This window comes from Streptomyces sp. NPDC005794 (assembly GCF_042871445.1).
GTDB lineage: Bacteria > Actinomycetota > Actinomycetes > Streptomycetales > Streptomycetaceae > Streptomyces.
This window is the reverse complement of the sequence record NZ_JBIAIN010000012.1, coordinates 45,951-69,533: the sequence shown is the minus strand read 5'-3', so window position 1 is coordinate 69,533 and position 23,583 is coordinate 45,951. Positions and strand designations below refer to the sequence as shown.

General features: G+C 71.3%; 22 protein-coding genes, 1 tRNA gene and 1 pseudogene. 12 read left to right on the top strand and 12 right to left on the bottom strand.

Annotated features, from left to right (window positions below; translation table 11 throughout):
- The first annotated feature begins 19 nt into the window (after positions 1 to 19).
- From ACFYQ5_RS20335 to ACFYQ5_RS20325, 3 genes are all read left to right on the top strand, one after another.
- A complete protein-coding gene (locus ACFYQ5_RS20335) occupies positions 20 to 1,048 on the top strand; it encodes a hydroxyacid dehydrogenase (protein ID WP_389199206.1) in 1,029 nt (342 codons plus the stop codon).
- Entirely contained in the window at positions 1,045 to 2,937 is a 1,893-nt protein-coding gene (locus tag ACFYQ5_RS20330; RefSeq protein WP_389199205.1) for a DUF2264 domain-containing protein, read from the top strand. The genes ACFYQ5_RS20335 and ACFYQ5_RS20330 overlap by 4 nt, the downstream gene beginning before the upstream one ends.
- Positions 2,938 to 3,527: 590 nt before the next feature.
- Positions 3,528 to 4,193 (top strand): hypothetical protein, encoded by a 666-nt coding sequence (locus tag ACFYQ5_RS20325; protein ID WP_389199203.1) that lies wholly within the window; start codon positions 3,528 to 3,530, stop codon positions 4,191 to 4,193.
- 73 nt (positions 4,194 to 4,266) lie between these two features.
- Here ACFYQ5_RS20325 and ACFYQ5_RS20320 read toward each other — a convergent pair whose 3' ends face one another.
- From ACFYQ5_RS20320 to ACFYQ5_RS20300, 5 genes are all read right to left on the bottom strand, one after another.
- Complete coding sequence (locus tag ACFYQ5_RS20320; RefSeq protein ID WP_389199201.1) at positions 4,267 to 4,908, bottom strand: lactate utilization protein C; 642 nt, start codon at positions 4,906 to 4,908, stop codon at positions 4,267 to 4,269.
- The gene (locus ACFYQ5_RS20315) at positions 4,905 to 6,449 is read right to left on the bottom strand and encodes a lactate utilization protein B (RefSeq protein ID WP_389199199.1); all 1,545 of its coding nucleotides are present in this window, start codon (positions 6,447 to 6,449) and stop codon (positions 4,905 to 4,907) included. Before ACFYQ5_RS20315 ends, ACFYQ5_RS20320 begins: the two co-directional genes overlap by 4 nt.
- Positions 6,446 to 7,213 carry a (Fe-S)-binding protein gene (locus ACFYQ5_RS20310; protein WP_389199197.1) on the bottom strand — a complete coding sequence of 256 codons (768 nt, stop codon included), beginning with the start codon at positions 7,211 to 7,213 and terminating at the stop codon, positions 6,446 to 6,448. Before ACFYQ5_RS20310 ends, ACFYQ5_RS20315 begins: the two co-directional genes overlap by 4 nt.
- 153 nt (positions 7,214 to 7,366) lie before the next feature.
- Positions 7,367 to 8,098, bottom strand: a complete 732-nt coding sequence (locus ACFYQ5_RS20305; RefSeq protein ID WP_389199195.1) for a FadR/GntR family transcriptional regulator — start codon at positions 8,096 to 8,098, stop codon at positions 7,367 to 7,369.
- A gap of 102 nt (positions 8,099 to 8,200) precedes the next feature.
- Entirely contained in the window at positions 8,201 to 8,476 is a 276-nt protein-coding gene (locus ACFYQ5_RS20300) for a DUF3040 domain-containing protein (protein ID WP_389199194.1), read from the bottom strand.
- 213 nt (positions 8,477 to 8,689) lie between these two features.
- Between ACFYQ5_RS20300 and ACFYQ5_RS20295 the strand changes: the two genes are divergently transcribed.
- From ACFYQ5_RS20295 to ACFYQ5_RS20270, 6 genes and pseudogenes are all read left to right on the top strand, one after another.
- Positions 8,690 to 9,643, top strand: a complete 954-nt coding sequence (locus tag ACFYQ5_RS20295) for a sensor histidine kinase (RefSeq protein ID WP_389199193.1) — start codon at positions 8,690 to 8,692, stop codon at positions 9,641 to 9,643.
- A gap of 2 nt (positions 9,644 to 9,645) precedes the next feature.
- On the top strand, positions 9,646 to 10,317 hold the full coding sequence (locus ACFYQ5_RS20290; RefSeq protein ID WP_389199192.1) for a response regulator: 672 nt from the start codon (positions 9,646 to 9,648) through the stop codon (positions 10,315 to 10,317).
- 161 nt (positions 10,318 to 10,478) lie between these two features.
- The gene (locus ACFYQ5_RS20285) at positions 10,479 to 11,378 is read left to right on the top strand and encodes a DUF2510 domain-containing protein (protein ID WP_389199190.1); all 900 of its coding nucleotides are present in this window, start codon (positions 10,479 to 10,481) and stop codon (positions 11,376 to 11,378) included.
- A 114-nt stretch (positions 11,379 to 11,492) separates the two neighbouring features.
- A pseudogene (locus tag ACFYQ5_RS20280) lies at positions 11,493 to 11,840 on the top strand (ABC transporter ATP-binding protein); the annotation flags it as partial.
- Between the two features lie 56 nt (positions 11,841 to 11,896).
- Positions 11,897 to 12,745 (top strand): metallophosphoesterase family protein, encoded by an 849-nt coding sequence (locus tag ACFYQ5_RS20275; RefSeq protein WP_389199189.1) that lies wholly within the window; start codon positions 11,897 to 11,899, stop codon positions 12,743 to 12,745.
- A complete protein-coding gene (locus tag ACFYQ5_RS20270; RefSeq protein ID WP_389199188.1) occupies positions 12,742 to 13,419 on the top strand; it encodes a 4'-phosphopantetheinyl transferase in 678 nt (225 codons plus the stop codon). Before ACFYQ5_RS20275 ends, ACFYQ5_RS20270 begins: the two co-directional genes overlap by 4 nt.
- A 596-nt stretch (positions 13,420 to 14,015) precedes the next feature.
- Here the strand turns inward: ACFYQ5_RS20270 and ACFYQ5_RS20265 are convergent.
- Positions 14,016 to 14,089, bottom strand: a tRNA-Pro gene (locus tag ACFYQ5_RS20265).
- A gap of 128 nt (positions 14,090 to 14,217) precedes the next feature.
- On the opposite strand from ACFYQ5_RS20265, the gene ACFYQ5_RS20260 reads away from it, so the two are divergent.
- Positions 14,218 to 14,931: a transketolase gene (locus ACFYQ5_RS20260; protein ID WP_389199187.1), complete on the top strand. Its 714-nt coding sequence runs from the start codon at positions 14,218 to 14,220 to the stop codon at positions 14,929 to 14,931.
- Between the two features lie 34 nt (positions 14,932 to 14,965).
- Positions 14,966 to 15,865: a transketolase family protein gene (locus ACFYQ5_RS20255; protein WP_389199186.1), complete on the top strand. Its 900-nt coding sequence runs from the start codon at positions 14,966 to 14,968 to the stop codon at positions 15,863 to 15,865.
- 6 nt (positions 15,866 to 15,871) lie between these two features.
- Here the strand turns inward: ACFYQ5_RS20255 and ACFYQ5_RS20250 are convergent, their stop codons facing one another.
- Positions 15,872 to 16,240, bottom strand: a complete 369-nt coding sequence (locus ACFYQ5_RS20250) for an MmcQ/YjbR family DNA-binding protein (protein ID WP_389199184.1) — start codon at positions 16,238 to 16,240, stop codon at positions 15,872 to 15,874.
- A 202-nt stretch (positions 16,241 to 16,442) separates the two neighbouring features.
- Here ACFYQ5_RS20250 and ACFYQ5_RS20245 point away from each other — a divergent pair, with 202 nt between their 5' ends.
- On the top strand, positions 16,443 to 19,514 hold the full coding sequence (locus ACFYQ5_RS20245) for a ThuA domain-containing protein (RefSeq protein ID WP_389199182.1): 3,072 nt from the start codon (positions 16,443 to 16,445) through the stop codon (positions 19,512 to 19,514).
- Positions 19,515 to 19,527: 13 nt separating this feature from the next.
- Here the strand turns inward: ACFYQ5_RS20245 and ACFYQ5_RS20240 are convergent, their stop codons facing one another.
- The 5 genes from ACFYQ5_RS20240 to ACFYQ5_RS20220 are packed head-to-tail and all read right to left on the bottom strand — an operon-like array spanning position 19,528 to position 23,502.
- The gene (locus ACFYQ5_RS20240) at positions 19,528 to 20,100 is read right to left on the bottom strand and encodes a GAF domain-containing protein (RefSeq protein ID WP_389199180.1); all 573 of its coding nucleotides are present in this window, start codon (positions 20,098 to 20,100) and stop codon (positions 19,528 to 19,530) included.
- On the bottom strand, positions 20,097 to 20,717 hold the full coding sequence (locus ACFYQ5_RS20235) for an ATP/GTP-binding protein (protein WP_389199179.1): 621 nt from the start codon (positions 20,715 to 20,717) through the stop codon (positions 20,097 to 20,099). The genes ACFYQ5_RS20240 and ACFYQ5_RS20235 overlap by 4 nt, the downstream gene beginning before the upstream one ends.
- Positions 20,695 to 21,066, bottom strand: coding sequence for a DUF742 domain-containing protein (locus ACFYQ5_RS20230; protein WP_389199437.1), 372 nt, complete (start codon positions 21,064 to 21,066; stop codon positions 20,695 to 20,697). Before ACFYQ5_RS20230 ends, ACFYQ5_RS20235 begins: the two co-directional genes overlap by 23 nt.
- Positions 21,067 to 21,068: 2 nt before the next feature.
- On the bottom strand, positions 21,069 to 21,503 hold the full coding sequence (locus ACFYQ5_RS20225) for a roadblock/LC7 domain-containing protein (protein ID WP_389199177.1): 435 nt from the start codon (positions 21,501 to 21,503) through the stop codon (positions 21,069 to 21,071).
- Between the two features lie 7 nt (positions 21,504 to 21,510).
- The gene (locus ACFYQ5_RS20220; protein WP_389199175.1) at positions 21,511 to 23,502 is read right to left on the bottom strand and encodes an ATP-binding protein; all 1,992 of its coding nucleotides are present in this window, start codon (positions 23,500 to 23,502) and stop codon (positions 21,511 to 21,513) included.
- Between the last annotated feature and the right edge of the window lie 81 nt (positions 23,503 to 23,583).

The window sequence follows — 23,583 nt, the reverse complement described above, 5'->3', positions numbered from 1 at the left end:
ACCACCGACCAGGAGAACCATGCCCAGCACTCCCCCCGCACTCCGCCGGCCGCGCGCCGCGCTCGCCATGGGAGCGGACGCCGCAGCCGCGGTGCTCTCCCCCGGCTCCCTGGCAGCACTGGCCGAGGTGTGCGCCCTCGCACCCGGGCCCGCGATCGACGACTTCTCGACCGAGGCGGCCCGGACCGTACTGGCGGACACCGAGGTCCTGGTCACCGGCTGGGGCTGCCCGCCGCTCCACGCGGGTGTCCTGGCCGCGGCGCCCGCGCTGCGGGCCGTCGTGCACACGGCGGGCAGCGTACGCGGCCATGTCACCGAGGCCTGCTGGGACAGGGGCATCGAGGTGTCGTCCGCCGCGGCGGCCAACGCCCTGCCGGTGGCGGAGTACACCGTCGCGATGATCCTTCTGTCCGGCAAACGGGTCCTGGAACGAGCGCGGGACTTCCGGGCCTCCCGTGCGCGCGACGCCTGGCTCGCCACGCCGGATCATGTCGGCAACTACCGCCGCACGGTGGGCATTCTGTCCGCCTCCCTGATCGGCCGACGGGTCATCGAACTGCTGCGCCCCTACGACCTGCGGGTGCTGCTCCACGACCCGTACGTCACGGACGAGGAGGCCGCCGGCCTCGGCGTCCACCCCGTCACCCTGGCGGGACTCTTCGCACAGAGCGACGTGGTCAGCGTCCACACACCGCTGCTGCCCGCGACCACCGGGCTGGTCAGCGGAGGACTCCTCACCTCGATGCGGCGTGACGCCCTCCTCATCAACACCGCCCGGGGCGCGGTCGTCGACCAGGACGCCCTCACGGACGTACTGCGGGCGGGCCGGATCCGGGCGGTGCTCGACGTCACCGATCCCGATCCGCTGCCGGCGGACCATCCGCTGTGGGACTGCGCCAACGCGACCATCACCCCCCATCTCGCGGGATCCCAGGGCAACGAATGGCGGCGGCTGGCCGATCTGGCGGTCGGCGAGGTCGCCCGCTGGGCCGCGGGCGACGGCTTCGCCCATCCCGTACGACGCGAAAGGCTGGCATTCCTCGCATGACCTCCACTCCCTTGCACCTCCCCCCTGAAGACCGCGGGCAGAGCCCGCACACCGGCTATACCCGGGCTCACTGGGAAGCGGCGGCGGACGGTCTGCTGGACGCCGCCTGGAAGTGGGCCACCCCCGGCCGGGCCCTCCTCGACCTGCCAGGCCGGCCCTCCCGCTCCGGCGTCCGGTCCGACGGACTGGAGGGCTATGCCCGTACGTTCCTCACCGCCGCGTTCCGGGTCGCCGGCGCGGAGGGGAAGGACCCGCACAACTGGCTGGAGCGGTACGCCGACGGGCTCACCGCCGGCACCCGCACGGCCGGGCGGGACGACGCAGAGTCATGGCCGCTGATCCTGGACCACACCGTGTTCGGCCAGCCGATGGTGGAGTCGGCGTCGGTGGCGATCGGGCTGCGGCTGACACGGCCCTGGCTGTGGGACCGGCTGGACGCTGCGACGCAGGACCGCGCCGAGGAGTGGCTGCGCGGTGCCCTGCGGCACTCCCCCGCACCCAACAACTGGTACCTCTTCCCCTTCTCCGTCGCGGGTTTCCTGGAGTCGGTCGGCCGGGGCGACGCGGAGACGGCGCGGGCCAGGCAGCGGGCGCTGGACCTGCTGGAGGTCTGGTACCGCGGTGAGGGCTGGTACGCCGACGGGGACGGGCGCGCCTTCGACCACTACAACGGCTGGGCGCTGCACCTGTATCCCGTGCTGGACGCATACCTGTCGGGCGACGCGGAGCTGTCCGCACAGTACGGCGCCCGGCTGAGCGAGCATCTGGAGGGCTTCTCGCTGATGTTCGGTGCGGACGGCGCTCCGCTGCACTTCGGCCGCTCCCTCACCTACCGCTTCGCGGCGGGCGCCGCGGTCGGGATGGGCGCCGTGTCCGGCCACACGCCCCTGGCGCCGGGCGTCTCGCGACGGCTGATCAGCGGGTCGCTGCGGTACTTCCTGGAGCGCGGTGCGACCGGGGACGACGGTCTGCTGAGCCTGGGCTGGCACGGTCCGCACGACGCGACGCTCCAGGTGTACTCCGGTCCGTCCTCGCCGTACTGGGCGTCGAAGGCCTTCGTCGCACTGCTCGCCCCGGCGGAGCACCCGCTGTGGACGGCGGACGAGGAGGCTTCCCCGAGCGAGGGCCCGGACCAGGTGCTGTCGCTGCCGTCGCCCGGACTGCTGGTGCAGTCGACGCGTGCGGACGGCATCGTGCGGCTGCACAATCACGGAAGCGACCATGTCCGGCCGCACGAGGGCGAGACGGCGGGCCTGTCGGACCCGCTTTACGCGCGCCTCGCGTATTCGACGGCCACCGGCCCCACGGCCTCCGCGAACACCGCGGACAATCATCTCTCACTGCGGGTCGGGGGCTCCCGCAGCAGCCGGGTCCGTATCCACCCCCTCGGCGCGGGTCATGGAAAGGGCTGGGGCTGGGCGGCGTCCTGGCACTGCCCGGTCTTCCCGGACGGCCCGCCGACCTGGCCGGGCCTGCGGGTGGAGAGCGTGACCGTCGTCCGGGGACGGTACGAACTACGGGTGCACCGGATCCTGGGCGCCCCCGCCGGAGCGCTGGCCGAGCAGACGGGCTGGGCGACGGACCCCGGAGGCGCGGTGCGTTCCGCGTTGCACGGGCTGCGCGGCTGGGCGGAACCTGAGGACGTACGGGCCCCGCAGGGCACGGCGTTCACCCGCTGGGCGGTGCTGCCCCGGCTGGCCGCGGACGTGGAGGGCACCGAGGTGCTGGTGGCCCTGGCCTCGCTCACCGCCGAGCCGGACGCCGGCCCTCTCGCCTCGGCGGTGAGCGCGGTGGACGTGAACGGCGAGACCGTCGCGGTGCGTTGGGCCGACGACGGTACGACGACCCGCATCGGCTTCGCCCCGCTGGAGGTCACGCACGGTCTCTGAGGCCGTAGCGCCGGGCACGGACGGCCGCCGGCACATGCGGATCAGGTGTCGGCGGACCCGGCCCCGGCGGCGGCCCGGGAGTGAGGCTGCCCAGCCGCGATGCGAGTCCGGCCAGGGCGGTCGCCACGGTGCGGCGTTCCTCGCGGGAGCGAGGTGGGGCAAGTGCTTCTCGACGTCGGTGAAACAGATGGCCGGGACGCGGCGCGACCGTGAAGAAAACAGAAGATGTCACTCGCCTTAACGGAGAACTGCGGAATCAGAAATGCAGTGAGTCGGCGATCAATACTTCGCAGAATCCCCTCAAATCATTTCCGGAAAGCACGGCGCACCGTTACGCTGAGGCCGCTTCGCCGATTGGCGCGGCGGCTGCCGAAGCGCCCGGGGAGGACGCTGAACTCAGCCTTCGGGGGGTGCGGGGAATCTGGGTACGGCTCTGCCACGCAAGGGAAACGGCTGACGGCACACACCCGTCCGCCCGCTTCGTTCATTCGATGAATGAACGGACAAGGCGACCGCTAATCCCTTGCGAACCCCTTTTCCCGCAGGCCCGGAATTCTTTCGACGACAAGCGAGGAAGTCCTGTGCGACGCATGACGTCCGTTTTCCTGTCCCTGAGTGCCGTTCTCGCGGCCTCCGCTCTGGCCTCACCCGCGGCCGGAGCCGCATCCGTGGCCGACAGACCTGCCGCTGCACCCAGCGGCTGGGAGGCGGTGGACGGCGCCGAGCTGGCGCGCATCACCGAGGAGGCGGACACCCGGAAGGCCCCGCTCGCCGCCGGTGACGGTGTCTCCGCCACGGCCGTGGAGCCCGAACTCCTGGCCCTGCAGTCGGCCCGCAACGGGCAGTTCGTCGCCACCGAGGTGAACTACGCGGCCCCGAACACCGGTGTGCTGCGGGCCCGTTCCGCCGAAATCGGCGGCGCCTGGGAGGGCTTCGGCGTCGAGTGGGACGAGGCTTCCCAGACGTACGCCATGAAGTCCCTGGCGAACAACCGCTACGTGGCGGTCGAGAAGAACTACACCGGCAGTACGCAGAACATTCTGCGTGCCCGTTCCACGAGCGCGGGCGGCTGGGAACGGTTCGTCCTGTACTACAACACGGAGCTCGACCGCTACGCGCTCCAGTCCACGCTGAACGGGCTCTTCGTCACCATGGAGAACAGCTACACCGGATCGCTCCAGTACGCGCTGCGCGCCCGCTCCACAGAAATCACAGGGTCCTGGGAGGAGTTCGCCCTCTACGACATCAGCGCCTGACACAGGGCAGGGTGCCCCTGATGCCCGCACGGGTCGCGGGCACCAGGGGCACCCTGTGGTTCAGAAGGAACCCTCAGGCGTCGGTGCGGATCACCACCGCGAGGGTGCGGGGCCCGTGGACGCCTTCCACTCGCTCCAGTTCGATGTCGGACGTGGCCGACGGACCGCTGATCAGGGTCGTCGGCCTCTCCGGAACCAGCCGGGCCACGGCCTCAGGGACGCCGGCCACGACCGAGGACAGGTCGACGACGCACACATGGAGGTCGGGGACGAGGGACAGGGCGCGCCGGCCTTGGTCGGGCGATCCGTCCAGGAAGATCGTGCCGGTCTCGGCGCAGCTGACGGCTGAGGCCGTCACCACGCCGTCCAGTGCGTCGAGGCTCGGTGCGGGGATGTCCGCGGAGTCCCGCTGGACCTCACCGTCGTAGACGCTGAGCCACTCCTCGTCGAGCCCGTCCGGGACTCCGATCCGCCGGGCGCCGCGCTCGTGCAGGATCTCGGCGATCACCTCGGCCGTGCGGTCGGCGGTGCAGGGATGGACCTGCGCCTTGTAGTCGACGAGCCGGTCGGTCAGGAGCGCGAGGCGTTCGCCGTCAGGCAGGGCGCGGCCGGTGCGGTAGGCGCGGGGGATCGCGGTGTCGGGGGCGGGTGCGAGGGCCAGGGCGTCCCTGATCCGGCCGAGCACCGTGTCCCGTGCGGTGGGGGTGGTGGTCACTGGTCCTCCTCGGGGGCCTCGGCCGTGCGCCGGGCGCCCTCGTCGGCCGCTGCCCGCATCGTCTCCGCACCCTCGGCCGATGCCAGCCAGGAGCGGAAGGACTGCTTGGGCGGGGCGGCGGTGTCGCGGCTGTCACTCCAGCCGCTGAGCGGGGCGGGCAGCCGCGAGATCGTGCCGTCGCGTCCGCCGACGACCCTGCCGAGCGAGGCCGCCTTCTGCGCCGCGGTGAAGAGCTTCGGCTTCTTCATCACACCGGCGGCGGCCTTCATGGCGAGCTTCTCCGCCGTGGTGCCGGACTGTTCGGTGTGCTGGTGGCGCAGTTCGACGAGCATGGAGGGGATGTCGATCTTGACGGGGCAGGCGTCGAAGCAGGCACCGCAGAGACTGGAGGCGTACGGCAGCGAGCTGTTGGGGTCGCTCTTCGCCGCGTGCATCCCGGCGAGCTGCGGGGTGAGGACCGCGCCGATCGGACCGGGGTACGTCGATCCGTAGGCATGGCCGCCGGCGCGTTCGTACACGGGACAGACGTTGAGGCAGGCCGAGCAGCGGATGCAGTTGAGCGCCTCACGGCCGATCGCGTCGGCGAGCGCCGCGGTGCGGCCGTTGTCGAGGAGGACCAGATGGAAGTCCTGCGGCCCGTCGCCCGGCGTCACGCCGGTCCACATCGAGGTGTACGGGTTCATCCGCTCGCCGGTCGAGGAGCGGGGCAGCAGTTGGAGGAAGACCTCCAGGTCCTGATAGCGCGGCAGGACCTTCTCGATGCCCATCACGGTGATGAGGGTGTCGGGCAGGGTCAGGCACATCCGGCCGTTGCCCTCCGACTCGACCACCGTGAGGGTGCCGGTCTCGGCGATGCCGAAGTTGGCGCCGGAGACGGCCACCTTGGTCGTCATGAACCTCTCGCGCAGATAGGCGCGGGCCGCGGCGGCGAGGTGCGCGGGCACGTTGTCGAGATCCGGGTCGACGCCGGGGATCTGGTCGAGGAAGATCTGCCGGATCTCGTCGCGGTTGCGGTGGATCGCGGGGACCAGGATGTGCGAGGGCTTGTCGTCGGCGAGCTGGACGATGAGCTCCGCCAGGTCGGTCTCGTACGGTGTGATGCCGGCCGCTTCGAGGTGCTCGTTGAGGCCGATCTCCTGGGTGGCCATCGACTTGACCTTGATGACGTCACTGCTGCCGGTCGCCCTGATCAGCCGGGTGACGATCTCGTTGGCCTCGACGCCGTCGCGCGCCCAGTGGACGGTGCCGCCCCGCTCGGTGACCTTCTGCTCCAGCTGTTCCAGGAGTTCGGGAAGCCGGTTCATGGTGTCGGTCTTGATGGCCGATCCGGCGTCGCGCAGGCGCTCCCAGTCGGGGAGTTCGCCGGTGACGCCGAGGCGCTTCGTGCGGATGGTGCGGGTGGCCTTGCCGAGGTTGCGGCGCAGTTGGTCGTTGCGCAGTTCGTCGTGGGCAGCCTCGGGGAACGTCCGGTCGCCGCGCAGGTTTCCCGTTCCGTACGGAGAGCGGGGCGGTGCGGCGGGCATGCCGAGGAACGTGCTCATCGGGCGGCCTCCATCAGGGCGTACGGCGCGGTGCGGGTGGATCCGAGGATCTGCGCGAGATGCAGGGTGCGCGTACCGGACTTGATGCGGGAGAGTCCGCCGCCGATGTGCATCAGGCAGGAGGAGTCCCCGGCGGAGCACACATCGGCCTTCGTGTCGGCGATGTTGCGCATCTTGTCCTGGAGCATCGCGGTGGAGGTCTCAGCGTTCTTGACGGCGAAGGTACCGCCGAAGCCGCAGCAGGAGTCGGCCTCGGGAAGCTCGACCAGGTCGATCTCCTCGACGGCGCGCAGGAGCTTCAGCGGCTTGTCACCGACCCGGAGCATGCGCAGGGAGTGGCAGGTGGGGTGGTAGGTGACCCGGTGCGGGAAATAGGCGCCGACCCGGGTGACACCGAGGACGTCGACGAGGAGCTCGGAGAGCTCGTACGTCTTGGCCTTGACCGTGGCGACCCCGGCGCGCAGCGCGGCGTCCCCGTACCGCTCGGCGACGATCTCGTGCTGATGGCGGACCGAACCCGCGCAGGATCCGGACGGCATGACGACGGCGTCTATCGAGGCGTCCCCGAACTGCTCGGCGAAATTGCGCACCAGCGGGACGGGTTCGCGCTGGTAGCCGGTGTTGACGTGCATCTGGCCGCAGCAGGTCTGGTCCGGCGGGAAGACCACCTCGTGGCCAAGGCGGGCGAGCAGCACCGCGGTGGATTTCACCGCCTCCGGGAACAGGGTGTCCCCCAGACAGGTGGCGAAGAGTCCGATACGCATGGGACCTCCTCGAACGATTTATGGTCCGACCATACTAGCCTCGGTCCGCATGGGGAAGCCTGGGGACACGCCCGGTCGGGGGAGGACGGAACGGGAGCGGGGACGGTGCGTGCGCACCGTCCCCGCTCCCGTTCTCCTTGAGCCGACCCGCCTCTACCGGGCGTCGTTCTCGTCGACCAGCGTTCCGTGGAGGCCCCGGATGTGTTCCTCGACCAGGTCCGCGGCCTCGCCGCCCCGTCCCTCGCGCACCAGCCGCAGCAGCCGCGCGTGCTGGGCGTTGAGGGCGCCCGCCGTCGCCGGCCAGTCGTCGGCGTCCTCCAGGGCCCGCAGGATCAGCGGACGGACCGATTCACGCACCGCCGAGGTGAGTGTGGACGTGAGCGCGTTGCCCGAACTCCCGGCGATCAGCACATGGAAGCGGGTGTCGAGATCATTGAACTCGGCCACGTCCACCCCCGGATCCCCCATCCGCCCGACGAGCTCCTCCGCCGCGTCGAGGTCCTCGGCCCGGGCGTGCCGGGCGGCGGCCTCCCAGCTCGAGCGCTCCAGGACGACGCGCGCCTCCAGCACGTCGTGCAGGCTGTAGCTGCCGAGCGCGAAGTGCAGGCGCAGCAGACGGCCGAGTGCGTCGTCCGGGTTGCGTACGATGCGCGCCCCGGAGTCCGGGCCCCGGCCGGGCTGGGCGACCAGGACGCCGATGGTCTCCAGCACCCTGAGCGCCTCGCGCAGCGCGGACCGGCTGACGCCGAGCACCGGCGCGAGCTCCCGCTCGGGCGGCAGGCGGTCGCCCGCCTTGAGCTCTCCGGCGAAGACCTGCTCCTCGATGCTCTGGAGCACGAGCTCATGGGTGCGGGACTGCCGTACGGGTTGCCACTCGACGGGCATCCGCTACTCCCTGTTCCGGGCGATACGCATGCCTCGACTATGTCACACAGGACATGTGGTCGGACCAAAGCAGGACCTGGTGGACCGAAACCCGGAGGCGGCTCAGCGGAGACGCGGGGCGCTGTTCCGTGACGTGCGGCGCTGCGGGTCGAGGAGCTGGGCCGCCATCCCTGCCACCACCAGCCCGGCGGCGATGAGGAGACCGTGGCCGATGACGATGCCGGACACCAGACCGACGATCCCCACGGCGAGCCAGAGCCAGGTGCTGACGGGGCGGCCCCCGCGCGGAGCGTCCCGTCCCGGGGTAGCGGTGCGTTCGGGGCCGTCGTTGCCGAGCCGGTCCTCGATGCCGCGCAGCCGCTCGTCGTAGTGGGCCATGGTGACTCCCTCCCGGATAAGAACCCGTTGGGCCGGACTCCATCGTCCAGGCGTGCGGGTGCCCGGGGCCATCGGGTCTGACACCCATTTCCGAGGGGTGCCGCCATGCAGACGGGACGGCAGCGGGCCGGGCGCGGCCTCGCGCCGCCGCTGACCGGCGATAGTGGAGGCAGTCACCCGCCCGTGTACCCGTCCGAAGGAGGCCGTGCGGTCTTGTCCCTGTTCTGGCGTATCTTCCTGCTCAACGCCGCGGTTCTGGTCGCCGCCGGGGCCCTGCTGCTGCTCGGCCCGATCACCGTGTCCGCCCCGGTGGTGCTGACCGAGGCCCTGATCCTGGCCGGTGGCATGGCCCTGATGCTCGGCGCGAACGCGCTGCTCCTGCGGCTGGGGCTCGCGCCGCTGCAACGGGTGACCCGGGCGATGACGACCACCGACCTGCTGAGCCCACGGCCGCGCCTCGAGGTTGCCGGCGAGGGGGAGGTCGCGGCCCTGATCGAGACGTTCAACAGCATGCTCGACCGCCTGGAGGCGGAGCGCGCGACCAGCAGCGCCCGGGCTCTCTGGGCGCAGGAGGCCGAGCGCCGCCGGGTCGCGCAGGAGTTGCACGACGAGGTGGGCCAGACCCTGACGGCGGTTCTGCTGGAGCTGAAGCGGGTCACGCGTCACGCCCCGGACCCCCTGCGCGAGGAACTGGCCCAGGTCCAGGAGATCACCCGCGGAAGTCTGGACGAGATCCGTCGGATCGCGCGACGGCTGCGCCCCGGGGTGCTGGAGGAGCTGGGACTGGTCAGTGCCCTGACGGCGCTGACCACCGAGACCCCGACGCCGGGAGGGCTGACGGTCAGACGGCGGATGGAGAAGGATCTGCCCGCGCTCGGCGAGGAGGCGGAGCTCGTCGTCTACCGCATCGCCCAGGAAGCGGTCACGAACACCGTCCGGCACGCCCGGGCCACCCTGCTCGAACTCTCCTTGCTCCGCAGCCCCGACGGAGTGGAGCTGCGTATCCGTGACGACGGCCGCGGCCTCGGGGACGCCCCCGAGGGCGCGGGCCAGCGCGGCATGCGCGAACGTGCCCTGCTCATCGGCGCCACACTCACTCTCGGGACCGGTACGACGGGCGGCACGGACGTACGCCTCGATGTGCCCGTAAGGAACGGAAGCGCCTGACCATGCCCCACTCCCCCGCCGGGTCCGGAAAGACCCGTATCCTCCTCGCCGACGACCACGCCCTGGTCCGCCGCGGCGTACGGCTGATCCTCGACGGCGAACCGGACCTCCAGGTCGTCGCCGAGGCGGGCGACGGTGCCGAGGCCATCGAGATGGCGCGCGCGGAACGCCCCGACCTGGCCGTCCTCGACATCGCGATGCCACGCCTGACGGGCCTCCAGGCGGCCCGTGAACTGTCGCGGGTCATGCCGGAGCTGCGCATCCTGATGCTCACCATGTACGACAACGAGCAGTACTTCTTCGAGGCGCTGAAGGCCGGTGCCTCGGGTTTCGTGCTGAAGTCCGTCGCCGACCGGGACCTGGTCGAGGCGTGCCGGGCGGCGATGCGTGACGAACCGTTCCTCTACCCGGGCGCGGTCACCGCCCTCATCCGGAACTATCTGGACCGGGTCAGGGAGGGCGGCGACGTACCGGACCGGGCGATCACCGAGCGCGAGGAGGAGATCCTCAAGCTGGTCGCCGAGGGCCATTCGTCGAAGGAGATCGCGGGCATGCTCGTGATCAGCGTCAAGACGGTCGAGCGGCACCGGGCCAATCTGCTGCAGAAGCTGGGGCTCCGGGACCGACTGGAGCTCACGCGTTACGCGATCAGAGCCGGGCTGATCGAGCCGTAGGACACCCAGCCCCTAACTCGCCGTCGCCGTACGGGACGAACACGTCCCGCCGCGGGCGGACTTGCCGGCTCCGGGCGCGGCGGGCACATCGGCCTGGGACGTGATTACGGCCACCCTGTGCGTTTCATACGTTTCTCACCCAGTGCGCCTACGGTGCTCTCGTGACCCAGACGACCCCGCCCGGCTGGCATCCAGACCCCGGGCACTCAGGAATCGGCCCCGCCCAGGAACGCTGGTGGGACGGGAGCCGCTGGACCGACCAGCTCCGGATACCTCCCGCGACGGTCAGACGCCGTCGTATACGCATCGGTGCGGGCATCGCCGCCGGTGTCGTCCTGCTCGCGGCCGTCGGTGGCGGCGCGTACGTGTGGGGCGACAGTTCCGACGACCGCGCCGGCAGCTCGGCCGAGGCCCCCTCCGGCCCCTCGGGCAGCCCCCGCCTCCCGGGCGCACCGGACGGTGGACAGGACGGCGGCGGGCAGGACGGCGGACAGGGGCAGACCCCCGACCAGCAGATGCCCGAGGTCGAGGACGGGTACGCGACCGACCTGGCCAGTGGGATCAGCATCCCCGTGCCCGACGGGTGGACCGGGCAGTCCGGGCCCATCGGCGCCGGACTGACGACCGGCGAGTACGCCTGTCCCGGCGACGCGAGCGAGAAGTGCGTACGCGGCGGGGTGTTCTCCGCACCGGCGCAGGCGCTGAAGGTCGAGGCGACCACGGCGAAGGCCGCGGCCGAGGCCGACATCGAGACCAACGCCGAGCAGTCGTACGGCGAGAAGATCTACGGCGGGATCACCTCGCACGAGGAGCTCAAGTCCGAGGCGGTCACCGTGGCCGGCCAGAAGGGCTACCGGGTGCGCTGGAAGGTGGTGACGAAGAACGGCGACGACGGCTACGTCGAGTCGCTCGCCTTCCCCTCCCCCAACTCCGCGGAGATGCTGGTCGTCGTCCGGTCCGGTTTCGACGTCAACGACAAGGCCCCGAAACTCTCCGTGCTGGACGACATCACCGAGGGCATCAAGAAGGCCTCTTCGGCCGGCTCGGGCCAGGACACCTGAACCGACCTCGTCACCCCTCACCGCCGTACCGTGCAGGGCACTCCGGTACGGCGGCCGGGCCGGGCACCGTATCCGGGGCCCGGCCCTTCGACGAGTCCGGCGGGCCGAGCGCGGGTGAGCGCAGGTGAGACCCCACTCATCGCCGTCGCCAGGGCGTTCCACGCCGAGCCCGCCGTGCTGGTGCTCGACGAGGCGACGAGTTCCGTGGACACCCGGGCGGAGGTCGTCATCCAGCGGGCGATGAACACGCTGCGCAAGGGCAGGACGAGCTTCGTGATCGCGCGCCGTCTGTCCCCCGTCCGCGACGCGGACGTCGTCGCCGTCATGGAGTCGGGGCGGATCGCCGAGCAGAGCACCCACGAAGAACTGATTCACGCGCGCGGCACCTACGCGCACCTCTACGATGCCCGCACCGGCGTTGCTCCGCCCTCGCCGGTCGCGAAGACAGCCGACGACCGATGACGCACTCCAGGCCCAACGACCGAACACGCCCGACCACGACCGATAAGGACCGCACCGTGCCCGACGGAAATCTCCTCGCCGTCAGTGATCTGCATGTCGTGTACGACGAGAACCGTGCCCTGGTCGAGAAGCTGCGCCCCGCCTCGGAGGACGACTGGCTGATCGTCGCGGGTGATGTGGCGGAGAAGTACGCGGACGTCGAGTGGGCCCTGCGGTTGCTCAGCGACCGCTTCTCCCGGGTGATCTGGGCTCCGGGCAACCACGAACTGTGGACCCACCCACAGGACCCCTGCGATCTGCGGGGCGAGCATCGCTACCTCCGACTGGTGGAACTCTGCCGGGAGTTGGGAATCGACACCCCGGAAGACCCCTATCCGGTCTGGCGGGGCGCCGGCGGGCCGGTGGTGGTGGCGCCGCTGTTCGTGCTCTACGACTACTCGTTCCGGGCGCCCGGTGCCACCACGGTGGAGGAGTCGCTGCGCCTGGCCCACGAGGCGGGCATCGTCTGCTCCGACGAGTACTTCCTGCATCCGGATCCCTTCCCGAGCAGGGCCGCCTGGTGCCGCTCACGCGCCGAGGAGACCGAACGCCGACTGGCGGCGATCGACCCGTCCCTGCCCACGGTCCTGGTCAACCACTATCCGCTGGTCCGTGACCCCACCCGGGTCCTGCATCACCCGGAGTTCGCCCAGTGGTGCGGCACGGACCTGACCGCCGACTGGCACGTACGGTTCCGCGCCGCCGCCGTGGTCTACGGGCATCTGCACATACCCCGGGTCACGCGCCACGACGGGGTGCGCTTCGAGGAGGTCTCGGTCGGCTACCCCCGCGAATGGCGCGACCGCCCGCCACGGGAACCCCTGCGCCGTATCCTTCCCGCGCGCACTCCCCAGGCCGTCCGGTGATCCGCGGCACGCTGCCCCCGGCAGTCATGACGGCGGTGTCCTACGACGACGGCTCCGAGCCCGGCGAGGAACTGTTCCCCGAGGAGAGGGAGCTGATCGCGCGGGCGGTCCTCAAACGGCAACGGGAGTTCACGACCGTACGCTTCCTGGCCAGGCGCGCGCTGCGCAGCCTGGGCCGGCCGCCTGTGGCGCTTCTCCCGGATCGCCGGGGCGCTCCCCGGTGGCCGGAAGGAATCGTCGGCAGCATGACGCACTGCGAAGGCTACCGGGCCGCCGCGGTGGCAGGGGCGGAGGACACGGTCGGGCTGGGTATCGACGCCGAACCGAACGCGCCCCTGCCGGAAGGGGTCCTCGACGTGATCTCACTGCCGCACGAGCGGAACGGTCTCGCCTCGCTGAGCGCCCGCCAACCCGGGGTCAGCTGGGACCGGCTCCTCTTCAGCGCGAAGGAGAGTGTCTTCAAGGTCTGGTACCCGCTCACGGGACGCGAACTCGACTTCTCGGAGGCGGAGATCGACTTCACTCCGTCCGGACGGACCTTCCATGCGCGGCTGCTGGTCCCGGGCCCCGTCGTGGAGGGCCGTCGCCTCAGCGGATTCGAGGGGCGCTGGGCCGCTGAACACGGCCTGGTGGCGACCGCCATCCACCTGCCCCGCAGCCGCGTCCAGGCCTGACGCGGTCGTGGGTACCTCGTGAACCGGGAGGGGGAGCGAAAGGAACCGCCTCGGCACGCCCACCAACTCGTCGGGGTCCCACAGCACGGTACGCAGCCGGGGTACGGCACCGTAGTAGGCAGAACTCCTTGCCCTCGGGTCGGTGAGCACGTGCCGCTGCTCCTCGCCGGTCCGACCGACGCGGCCCCGTCTCGAGCTTCAGAGGCGTTCGAGCTCGGCGTCCTGTTCGCGACCGGTGGCGTCGACGTGCAGCACCCGACTCCACCTGTGGACCTGCCTCGCCGCCGTCAATCAGAAATGGATCCTGCCCGGCTGAGCGGACTCCCGGCTCCGTCGTCACACGGGGAGGCGGGGACGACGGCGGGGCGCCACGCCGAAGCACCCCGCCGCCGTTCGTCCTGCGAGGAGCGGGCACCGTCACGAAGTGTGCGGGCAGATCGGCGGCGCGGCCAACACTGAGCACGGGCCCCAGCCCGGCCAGCCGCTGACCGGCCAAGGCACCGGTCCCCCAGCCGATCCCCGACCGGCCCCCTGAAACGATCAAGGGCCGGTTTCGGATTGCTCCGAAACCGGCCCTGACCTGCGACTGTCTCCAGTCGGGACGACAGGATTTGAACCTGCGACCCCTTGACCCCCAGTCAAGTGCGCTACCAAGCTGCGCCACGTCCCGCTGTCCGTCTGACCTGGGGTTTCCCCTGGCCGAACGCGCAAGAGAACGATACCGCACTTGCACCGGTGCTCACGAACCCGTTTCCGGTGACTTGACCTCAACCTTGCTTGATGTCGAACGCTGGACACATGACGAACCACCTGACGAGCACGACGCCCCCGCCGGTCCACGGCTACGACGAGCTGGACCGGCTGATGAGCCTCATGACCGGTGACGAGAAGCACGGACCTGCAGCGACCTCCACCCTGGACGCCCTCTGGGTGCTGTACGACCGGGTTCTGCGGGTCTCGCCCGGCACAGCCGACTCCCCCGGACGCGACCGGTTCCTGCTCTCGAAGGGGCACGGCCCCATGGCGTACTACGCCGTGCTGGCCGCCCACGGCTTCTTCGGCGAGGAGCTGCTCACCGGTTTCGGCTCGTACGACTCGCCGCTCGGGCACCACCCCGACCGGCTGCTCGTGCCGGGCGCCGAGATCGGCAGCGGATCCCTCGGGCACGGGCTGCCACTCGCCGTGGGCAGCGTGCTGGGACTGCGGGCCCAGGGGCTGACGGACCCCCGCGTGTGGGCACTGACCGGCGACGCCGAGCTGGACGAGGGCAGCAACCACGAGGCGATCGCCTACGCCGGCCCGGCCGGGCTCGAGCAGCTGCACACCGTGGTGATCGACAACGCCTCGGCGACGTACGCCCGGCCCGGCGGCATCGCGGCCAGGTTCGAGGCCGCCGGCTGGTCCGCCTGGACCGTGGACGGCCGGGATCACGAGGCGCTTTACGCCGCCTTCACCGCGCCGCACCCCGGTCGGCCGCACGCCGTGATCGCCCGCGTGGCACCCGGCCGCTGACCATCCGCACCCGAACAGGACAGAGGACACCACCATGGACACCATGCGTGACCGCTTCATCTCCACCACGACCCTCCTGCTGGACGAGGACCCCCGCATCGCCGTGGTACTCGCGGAGATCAGCCGCGACGGCTTCGACCGGGCCGAGCGGGCCCATCCGGACCGGGTGGTCAACGTCGGGATCAGGGAACAACTGCTCATCGGCGCGGGCGCCGGGATGGCCCTGACCGGGCTGCGGCCGGTCATGCACACCTTCGCGAGCTTCCTGGTGGAGCGCCCCTTCGAGCAGGTGAAGCTGGACCTGGGACATCAGGGGGTGGGCGGCGTACTCGTCAGCGCCGGGGGTTCGTACGACTGGCCGGCCGGGGGCTTCACCCATATGGCGCCGGGCGATGTCGCACTCCTCGACACGCTCGACGGCTGGACCGTGCACGTGCCGGGGCACCCCGACGAGGCCGAGACCCTGCTGCGGCGGGCCGTCACCGGGAACGACCGTGTCTACGTACGCCTCTCCCTCCAGTCGAACAGCGCGGGCCGCGCCGTCACGGGCCCCGGCTTCAGCACCGTGCGCCGGGGATCCGGCGGTGTGGTGATCGCCGTCGGGCCGATGCTCGACAACGTACTCACGGCGACAGAGGGCCTGGACGCGACCGTCCTGTACGCGACGACCGTGCGCCCCTTCGACACGGCGGGGCTCCGCAGCGCTACCGGCGCGAGCAGTGTGGCGGACGTCGTGATCGTCGAGCCCTACCTGGCGGGGACTTCGACGGCGGTGGCCAACGACGCCCTGGCCGACCTGCCCCACCGGGTACTGGGGCTGGGGGTGGGCCGGGGTGAACTCCGCAGGTACGGGCAGATGGCGGACCACCTCGTGGCGCATGGACTCGACGCGCACTCGCTGCGGCAGCGGATCACCGGTTTCCTGCACCGCTGAGGCCCCTCAGCGGTCCGTCGGCGGCGGGCTCAGTTCCGGGTGCGCGGCGAGAAGCCGGCGCGGGGCGGCCTGCCGCCACGCGTCGGCGAGGACGGCGGTCAGCTCGGCCACGTCGTCGAGGGCTGCGAGCCGCACCCTCAGCCAGGCGTAGGTGTCGTCGTGCCCCGCGCGCACGAAGAACTTCCTCGGCTCCGAGGCGATCAGCTCGGCACGGGCCTCGACGGGGCACTTCACGCCCCTGGTCTCGTCGTCGTCCCCCAGCGCGGCGAAGATCTTTCCGGCGACACTGAAGGTGGGCCGCCCCCAGGCGAGCTTCTCGGCCGTATCGGGCAGCGACAGCGCGAGTGCGCGGACGTCGTCGGCGGTGATGGTCATCCACGCCTCCGGTGCTCGGGCTGCGTTCCTCGGCCTGCGGCCTGCGATCCGACCGTAGCCCCGGCTCCCGGCCCCCGCGAGGTGCACGGCGAGGTATGTCGGCCCATTGACCCGGACATGCCGTGTACCTACGCTGAACCACGCACATCAGAAAGCGCTTTCTACCCCCCGCCCGGCCCCACCCCGCACCGGGAGCGCCCTCATGAGCAGCCGCCCGTTACGCAGCAGGTCCGATTTCCACGCCTCTCCTCCGGCATCCTTCGCTCTCACCGCCCTCTTCGCGCTTCTGGCACTGATCATCGGCTCGTTGGCGACCGCCGCGTTCCCGAGGGCTCCGGCAGAGCCCGCCTTCCGTGTCCTGGTGTACTCGGGAGCGACGCACGCGTCCCAGGGTGCGGTCCGCGCCGGTGTCGACGCGGTGCGGAGACTCGGCGTCCAGAACGGATTCGGGGTCGAGGCGACGGACGACCCGGGCGTCTTCGACGACGTCCGGTTGACGCGGTTCCACGCGGTCGTCTTCACCACCGCGCCCGCGCCGGGGGACGGCAACGACCTCGACGCGGGCGGGCGCGCCGCTCTGCAGAAGTACATCCGGGCGGGTGGCGGCTGGGTCGGCCTGCACGACGCCTCCGCCGGTACGCGCGACTGGGAGTGGTACGAAGGGCTGGTCGGCGCCACCCTCGACCGGGGCACGCCGGTGCAGACCGGCCGGATCAAGGTCCTCGACCACGCGCATCCCTCGACGGTGACGCTTCCCGACCTCTGGGAGCGTACGGAGGAGTGGTACAACTGGCGCACCAATCCGGCCTCCTCGGTGCACACCCTCGCGCAGATCAGGGTCCGCGACGGCATCGCGGGGCTCGATGAGGGCGCGGACCACCCCTGGTCGTGGTGCCAGAACTACGACGGTGGCCGTTCGTGGTTCACCGCGGGCGGCCACGCGCCGTCGGCGTTCCAGGAGGAGGGCTTCCTCGCCCATCTGCTGGGCGGCATCGAATGGGCCGCTGGGGCGAAGCCGGGCGACTGCACCGCGACGCAGGCCGACGCCTTCCAGCGGACCCCGCTCGCCACCGGCGGTCTCACCGACCCGGTCGACGTGGCGGTCTCCCCCGACCGCCGGGTGTTCGTGGCTCAGCGCACCGGTGAGCTCAAGGTCGTCGACCAACGGACGATGCAGGTGTCCACGGCCCTCGACCTCACGTACACCCCGGAGACAGCCGCCCGTTCGGACGGTCTGACCGGTCTCGCCCTGGATCCGGACTTCGCGGCGAACAGCTGGCTCTACCTGCTGCGTTCGGACACCACGGGAAGGCGGCTGGTCCTCTCCCGTTACACCGCCGACGGAGACACGGTCGATCCCGCGTCGGAGAAACGCCTGCTCACCCTTCCGGGCCGGCGTCCCGCGGGCGGGTCCACGGGCAGCGGGGGCTCCCCGCCTTACGGGTCGCTCGCATTCGACAGGGACGGCCGTCTGTACGCGGCATCAGGTGACATCACGCTCCCCTTGGCCTCTGGAGCTCCGAACGATCTGCGGGGCGCGATTCTGCGGATCGTCCCGCAGGACGACGGCACCTACACCGTGCCGGAGGGCAATCTCTTCGAACCGGGCACGGCCGGCACCCGCCCGGAGATCTACGCGATGGGCATGCGGAACCCCTACCGCGTCACCGTGGACCCGGTGAGCGGCACACTGCTGGCAGCCGGTACCGGCGCCGACGGCACGGTGGGCCACTTCCGGATCACCGAGGCGGGGCAGGTGGGAAGGCCGTACTGCACCGGTGCTGTCGCCCACGGAGCGGCGGACTGTGCCCCGCGCGTCAACGGCGCGCCGCCGGACTCCACCGGCCCGGGCAGCGGCGTCGCGATGAGAGGCCCCGTCTACACCTACGACGCGGGGAGCCTCTACCGCACCAAGTTCCCGGAGTACTTCGCCGGGAAGTGGCTGACGTACGACCCGGCCGGGCGGCGCTTCACCACGCTCTCGTTCCAGCGGGAGGACCAGACGTTCGCCGACCCCCGGCTCGGACCGGTCGAGGCCGGTGAACTCCTGTCCGTCAACGGGGTGTTCGAAAACATGGACTGGAACCGTCCGACGGCCGCCGTCTTCGGTCCGGACGGTGCCCTGTACGTCATCGACGCAGGGCTCGGCAGCGGCACGGGCCACGACGGAGGAGAGGGAGGAGAGGAAGGAGAGGAAGGCGACGACGGCGCCGGGGTCTTCCGGGTCGACCACGTCGGCGACGGACGGCTGCCCGGTGCGGCCGTCACCACCGACCGCGACAACGGCTCCGCCCCGCTGACCGTGGCCTTCACGGGTGCGGGCTCCGGGCTTCCCGGACACGTGCCGGTCACGTACGCCTGGGATTTCGACGGTGACGGCGGCACCGACTCGACGGAAGCGAACCCGTCGTACACCTATCGCACCGAAGGGCGGTTCACGGCGCGCCTCACCGTGACAGGCCCCGAAGGTACGACAGCCATGGCCGGCCAGGAGATCACCGTCGGCAACACCAGGCCCCGGATCACCGTCCACCGGCCTCCGGACGGTGGCTTGTTCCGCCCCGGCGACACCGTTGCGTTCACGGTGGACGTGACGGACGAGGAGGACGAGGAGGACAGGGGAAACCCCGCGGTCGACTGCGCACGGATCACCGTACGCTCTCAGGTCGGCCACCCCGGCGCGCTACGCCCTCTCCCCGGGTCCTCGGGGTGCACGGGCTCAATCGTCACGGAGTCCGGGGACGCTTCCCCGGCCGGCCCGCACCGGATCACGGTGCAGTACACGGACAGGGGGGCCACGGACGTCCCGGAGCTCACGGGCTCCACCTCCTTCACCCTGCGCCCGGCCTTCCAGGAGGCGGAGCGGTTCACGGCGACCGGGGGCACCCACGACGGAGCCGTGGCGGGCAGCCGTGCCGACGCGTCGGGCGGCAGGGCGCTGACGGAGATCGAGGACGGGGACTGGGTCGCCTTCGATCCGGTGGACCTGGGCGACATCCGGTCGGTGACGGTCGGTGCGACACCGTGCGGGACCGGCGGAACGGTCGAATTCCGGGCCGGCTCCCCTGACGGCCCCCTTCTCGGCTCGCTGCCCGTCCCGGGCGCGGGCGCCGGGGACGGGGACGGGGACGGGACCGTGTCGCCGACCACCACCTTGAAGAGCGCGGGCGGCGGCGTGAGGCTGTACCTCGTGTTCACCAACTCCGCGTGGAGCAGCGAGAAGCCGGACCTGTTCGCAGTGGACTGGCTCCGCTTCCACACGGCCGGGGAGTGACCGCGGCCGGGGATCAGGGACTCGATGCCTCCCGACGCTCGATCTGTACGACGATTTCCCGGGCCAGCAGTTTGATGGTGTCGAGTCCGGCCCGCCCCCAGGCACGCGGCACGGTGTCCACGGCGCAGACCGTACCGAGCGCGACGCCCGTACGGTCGATGAGCGGGGCGCCGAGGTAGGAGCGGATACCTATGCCGTCGACCACGGGGTTGCCCGCGAACCGTGGGTAGTCGCAGACGTCCTCCAGCACCAGGGCCTTGCGCCGTACGAGCACGTGCGGGCAGTAACCGTGGTCCCTGGCCAGGTAACGGCTGCCGACCGTGGCAGCCGCAGCCAGGTCGGCTCCGTCCCGGATGCCGGCCGGGGTGTGCAGCCCCGCGAAGAACTGCCGGTTCTCATCGATGAAGTTGACTATCGAGAACGGCGTCGCGGTCACTTCGGCCACCCGGTCGGCGAAGGCGTCGAAGCTGTCGAACGAGGCGTCGGCACGCTCCCCAAGGCCGAGTATCCGCAGCCGCGCACTCCGCCGGGCCCCGTCCTGGTCGACGGGGGTGAGCAACGGCCGGCCCGTCCCGTACGGGATCACGAATGGGCCCCGAAACCCGAGAGCGGCACGGGCGCCGTGGCGTTGATGAGGTGCTGGACGAGGGTGACCAGCGCCCCGGTGCCCGAGCTGGCGATCCTGGCGTCACAGAGGACGACCGGCACTTCGGGCCCGAGATCGAGCGCCGCCCGCACCTCTTCCGGTGCGTAACGGTAGGCGCCGTCGAACTCGTTGACCGCGACGACGAATCCGATGCCACGGCGTTCGAAGAAGTCGACTGCGGGAAAGCACTCGGCCAGCCGGCGCGTGTCTGCCAGCACGATCGCTCCGAGTGCGCCCTTGGACAGCTCGTCCCACATGAACCAGAAGCGTTCCTGTCCCGGGGTGCCGAAGAGGTAGAGCACGTGCTGCTCGGACAGAGTGATACGGCCGAAGTCCATGGCCACGGTGGTCGCCGACTTGGACTCGATGCCTTCGAGGCTGTCGGTCGCCGCGCTGACCTGTGTCAGGAGCTCCTCGGTACTCAGCGGCGCGATCTCGCTGACTGCACCCACGAGCGTCGTTTTACCGACGCCGAAACCGCCCGCGACCAGGACTTTGAGGGCCACGGGGAAGAATTCGGAGCTTCCGGAGCTGTCAGAGCTGTCGTCGTAGACCATCGAGCACTGCCTCCAGCAGGGATCGGTCGGTTGGCATGTCATGGAACGCGGGGGCGTGCGCGGTGACCGCCCCGCAGTCGACCAGGTCGGACAGAAGAACCTTGGTGATGACGGCGGGCAGCCGGAGATGGGCGGCGATCTCCGCGACGGACGTGGGTCCGCCGCAGAGTTCCAGGGCAACGGTGTGTTCGGGGCCGAGGTGTACCTGGGGCTCGCGGCCCGTGGCCATCACGAGGGAGAGCAGGTCGAGCACGGTGGTCGGCCTCGTCCGGCCGTTGCTCACGGTGTACGGGCGGATGAGCCGGCCTGCCGCATCGTCGAGCAACGGCCCGTCCTGCGGGGCCGGCATCTTCACAGCCCCGGAGTGAACGGCGCTCCGGCCGGCTGCCGGAGCGGCGTCATCAGGTAGGGGCGGACGCTCTTGACCAGCATGGCCATCTCGTACCCCAGTACGGCGGCATCCGCATCGCGGCCCGCGAGGACGGCGAGACAGGTACCGGAGCCGGCGGTCGAGACGAACAGGAGCGTCGAGTCGAGCTCGACCACGACCTGCCGCACGTCGCCGTTGTCACCGAACCGTGCACCGGCGCTACGGCCGAGTGAGTACAGGCCGGCGGCCAGGGCGGCCATGTGGTCGGCGCTGTCGGTGTCCATGCCGTGCACGGATTTCACCAGGCCGTCCGCCGAGAGGAGGACAGCGCTGCGCGTGTGGGGCACGCGTTGGACCAGGCCGCTCAGTAGCCAGTCGAGGTCCGAGACCTGGCCGGACGCCATGTCGCTCGTCATGGTGCATCTACTCCTTGAACATGTTCTCGGGTCGTGGATCCGGATCGGGTGTGTGCGGTCCCTGGCGCCCCGGGTCGAATCGCTCCGCGCCGGCCGTCGCGGTGGTGGCGCCTCGGAAGGGCAGCGGGGCGAGGCCGTGGGGCCGTTGCGCCCCGATGGCCGGGGCGGGGCCGGTGGCAGTCGGCGCGGGATCCGGTGCGCCGTACGCGTCCGTCGTCGCCGGCTCGTCGGCGGTCTGGGCCTCGGCGAGGTCGACCCCACGCCGGAAGGCCGCCATCAGACCGGGGTCGAGCAGGGCGTTCTCATCCCCGGCACGGGGCACCGGGGCCTCCCTGAGCTGCGGAACCAGATGCTCCTGGTTGCTGCGCCTGGGGAGCTGAGGGCGGGCGGGACCGGTTGCGGCGGCCGGAGGCGCTTCTTGGGCAGGAGCACCGGCGTCCACAGCGGTCAGGAGGGATTCGACGCGCCCGGCTGACGGCACGGAACCGGCCGACGGGGCGGGCTCGGTCGGCGAGGCGGTCCGGACGGGCCGGACGCCCGGCGGGGACGCGGCGGGATTCGGGCGGTCGACGACCCGCTCGGCACGCAGCGGCAGCGGCGGCCCCTCCCCTTGACGCCTCTCCTGGCGGGGTGTCCGGTCCAGCCGCAGCGGGGGCTGGACCGTGGCCTGCGGCGTGGCTACGGGCGGTGTCTCCTGGGCAGGCGGCCGGTGCACGGATCCGGGCGGCGGGACGGGCGCGGTGTGGGTTGCCGTCGTGGCGTCGATGTCGATGCCGAGAAGGACTTCGGGCAGCACGAGTACCGCCTGCGTGCCCCCGTAGATGTTGCTCTGCAGCCGTACGGCGATGCCGTGTCTGCGGGCCAGGGAGGCGACCACGAACAGCCCGATCCGTCCGTCCTGGAGCAGATGGGCGACGTTGACCTGGTCGGGGTCGGCGAGCAGGGTGTTCATCCGCTTCTGCTCGGGTTCGGGCATGCCGAGCCCTCGGTCCTCCACCTCCAGGGCGAGCCCGGCGGTGACGCGCTGGGCGCGCAGCAGGACCTGGGTGTGCGGGGCGGAGAACACCGTGGCGTTCTCGACGAGTTCGGCGAGGAGGTGGATCACGTCGGCGACCGCGTGTCCGCGCAGGGTGCCGTCGATCGGCGGGACCAGCTTGACCCGTGGGTACTGCTCGACCTCGGCGATCGCAGAGCGCAGCACTTCCGTCATGGTCACGGGGTTGCTCCACTGCCGCCGTGAGACGGCGCCGCCGAGGACGGCGAGGTTCTCCGCGTGCCTGCGGATGCGGGTGGCGAGATGATCGACGTGGAAGAGGCCCTTGAGCAGGTCGGGGTCCTCGACCTCGTGCTCCAGCTCGTCGAGGATCTGGATCTCACGGTGCACGAGGGACTGCAGCCTCCGGGCGAGGTTGACGAAGACCTCGACCTTCTGTTCGTTCCCGTTGCTGCGGTGCAGTTGTGAGGCCTGGACGACGGCGGCCACCGCGCCGTCCTGCGAGCGGCCCATTTCCTGGGCGAGGAGATCGAAGGCGTCCGCGTCGTGGGCGGCGGCGGGCGTGGTCCGGCGGGCAGGCAGGGGTTCGCCGTCGCGGAGCTGTTCCAGGACGCGTTGGAGCTCGGCGTGGTGCTGGGCGGCGGTGCGCCGGAGAGCCAGAGCGCGGTCGAGTACCCCGGTGGCGACACGGCCGGCGCCGAGGAAGGCCGCCGCCACGGCTGCCACGGCGAGTGCCCCGGATCCGCCGAGTGCCGCCAGGAGGCTGCCGGACGGGCGCACCCCGGAGGCCCGGATGGTGAAGATGACGGCCGCGGCTCCGCTGAGCACCGCGGCCACGGCAGGCAGGACGGCGGTGCGCAGCAGCTGTGGTCGCAGACGGCTGTCGGGAGCGGGCTGCGCGGCGCGCGGCCGGCTGGCGGCCGAGTGCGAACGGCCACCCGGACGGCCGTGCCGTCCGCCCTCGCGGCGTTCCGGTCGCGCGGTGGGTGCGCGAAGTTGAGACATCATCGTCCTCGGTACGTGGGGCACCAGGAATCGGCATTCGTGTGGTGACACCTACGGTGGTCGGTCAGGCCCGGGTCAACG

Excerpts from the sequence above, each read along its gene's own strand:
- ACFYQ5_RS20230 (WP_389199437.1), bottom strand. The coding sequence starts at position 21,066 with ATGCCGGCCCCGCAGGACGGGCCGTTGCTCGACGATGCGGCAGGCCGG.
- ACFYQ5_RS20290 (WP_389199192.1), top strand. The coding sequence starts at position 9,646 with ATGCCCCACTCCCCCGCCGGGTCCGGAAAGACCCGTATCCTCCTCGCC.
- ACFYQ5_RS20325 (WP_389199203.1), top strand. The coding sequence starts at position 3,528 with ATGACGTCCGTTTTCCTGTCCCTGAGTGCCGTTCTCGCGGCCTCCGCT.
- ACFYQ5_RS20245 (WP_389199182.1), top strand. The coding sequence starts at position 16,443 with ATGAGCAGCCGCCCGTTACGCAGCAGGTCCGATTTCCACGCCTCTCCT.
- ACFYQ5_RS20335 (WP_389199206.1), top strand. The coding sequence starts at position 20 with ATGCCCAGCACTCCCCCCGCACTCCGCCGGCCGCGCGCCGCGCTCGCC.
- ACFYQ5_RS20300 (WP_389199194.1), bottom strand. The coding sequence starts at position 8,476 with ATGGCCCACTACGACGAGCGGCTGCGCGGCATCGAGGACCGGCTCGGC.
- ACFYQ5_RS20235 (WP_389199179.1), bottom strand. The coding sequence starts at position 20,717 with ATGGTCTACGACGACAGCTCTGACAGCTCCGGAAGCTCCGAATTCTTC.
- ACFYQ5_RS20315 (WP_389199199.1), bottom strand. The coding sequence starts at position 6,449 with ATGAGCACGTTCCTCGGCATGCCCGCCGCACCGCCCCGCTCTCCGTAC.
- ACFYQ5_RS20255 (WP_389199186.1), top strand. The coding sequence starts at position 14,966 with ATGGACACCATGCGTGACCGCTTCATCTCCACCACGACCCTCCTGCTG.
- ACFYQ5_RS20220 (WP_389199175.1), bottom strand. The coding sequence starts at position 23,502 with ATGTCTCAACTTCGCGCACCCACCGCGCGACCGGAACGCCGCGAGGGC.
- ACFYQ5_RS20305 (WP_389199195.1), bottom strand. The coding sequence starts at position 8,098 with ATGCCCGTCGAGTGGCAACCCGTACGGCAGTCCCGCACCCATGAGCTC.
- ACFYQ5_RS20330 (WP_389199205.1), top strand. The coding sequence starts at position 1,045 with ATGACCTCCACTCCCTTGCACCTCCCCCCTGAAGACCGCGGGCAGAGC.
- ACFYQ5_RS20260 (WP_389199187.1), top strand. The coding sequence starts at position 14,218 with ATGACGAACCACCTGACGAGCACGACGCCCCCGCCGGTCCACGGCTAC.
- ACFYQ5_RS20250 (WP_389199184.1), bottom strand. The coding sequence starts at position 16,240 with ATGACCATCACCGCCGACGACGTCCGCGCACTCGCGCTGTCGCTGCCC.
- ACFYQ5_RS20225 (WP_389199177.1), bottom strand. The coding sequence starts at position 21,503 with ATGACGAGCGACATGGCGTCCGGCCAGGTCTCGGACCTCGACTGGCTA.
- ACFYQ5_RS20310 (WP_389199197.1), bottom strand. The coding sequence starts at position 7,213 with ATGCGTATCGGACTCTTCGCCACCTGTCTGGGGGACACCCTGTTCCCG.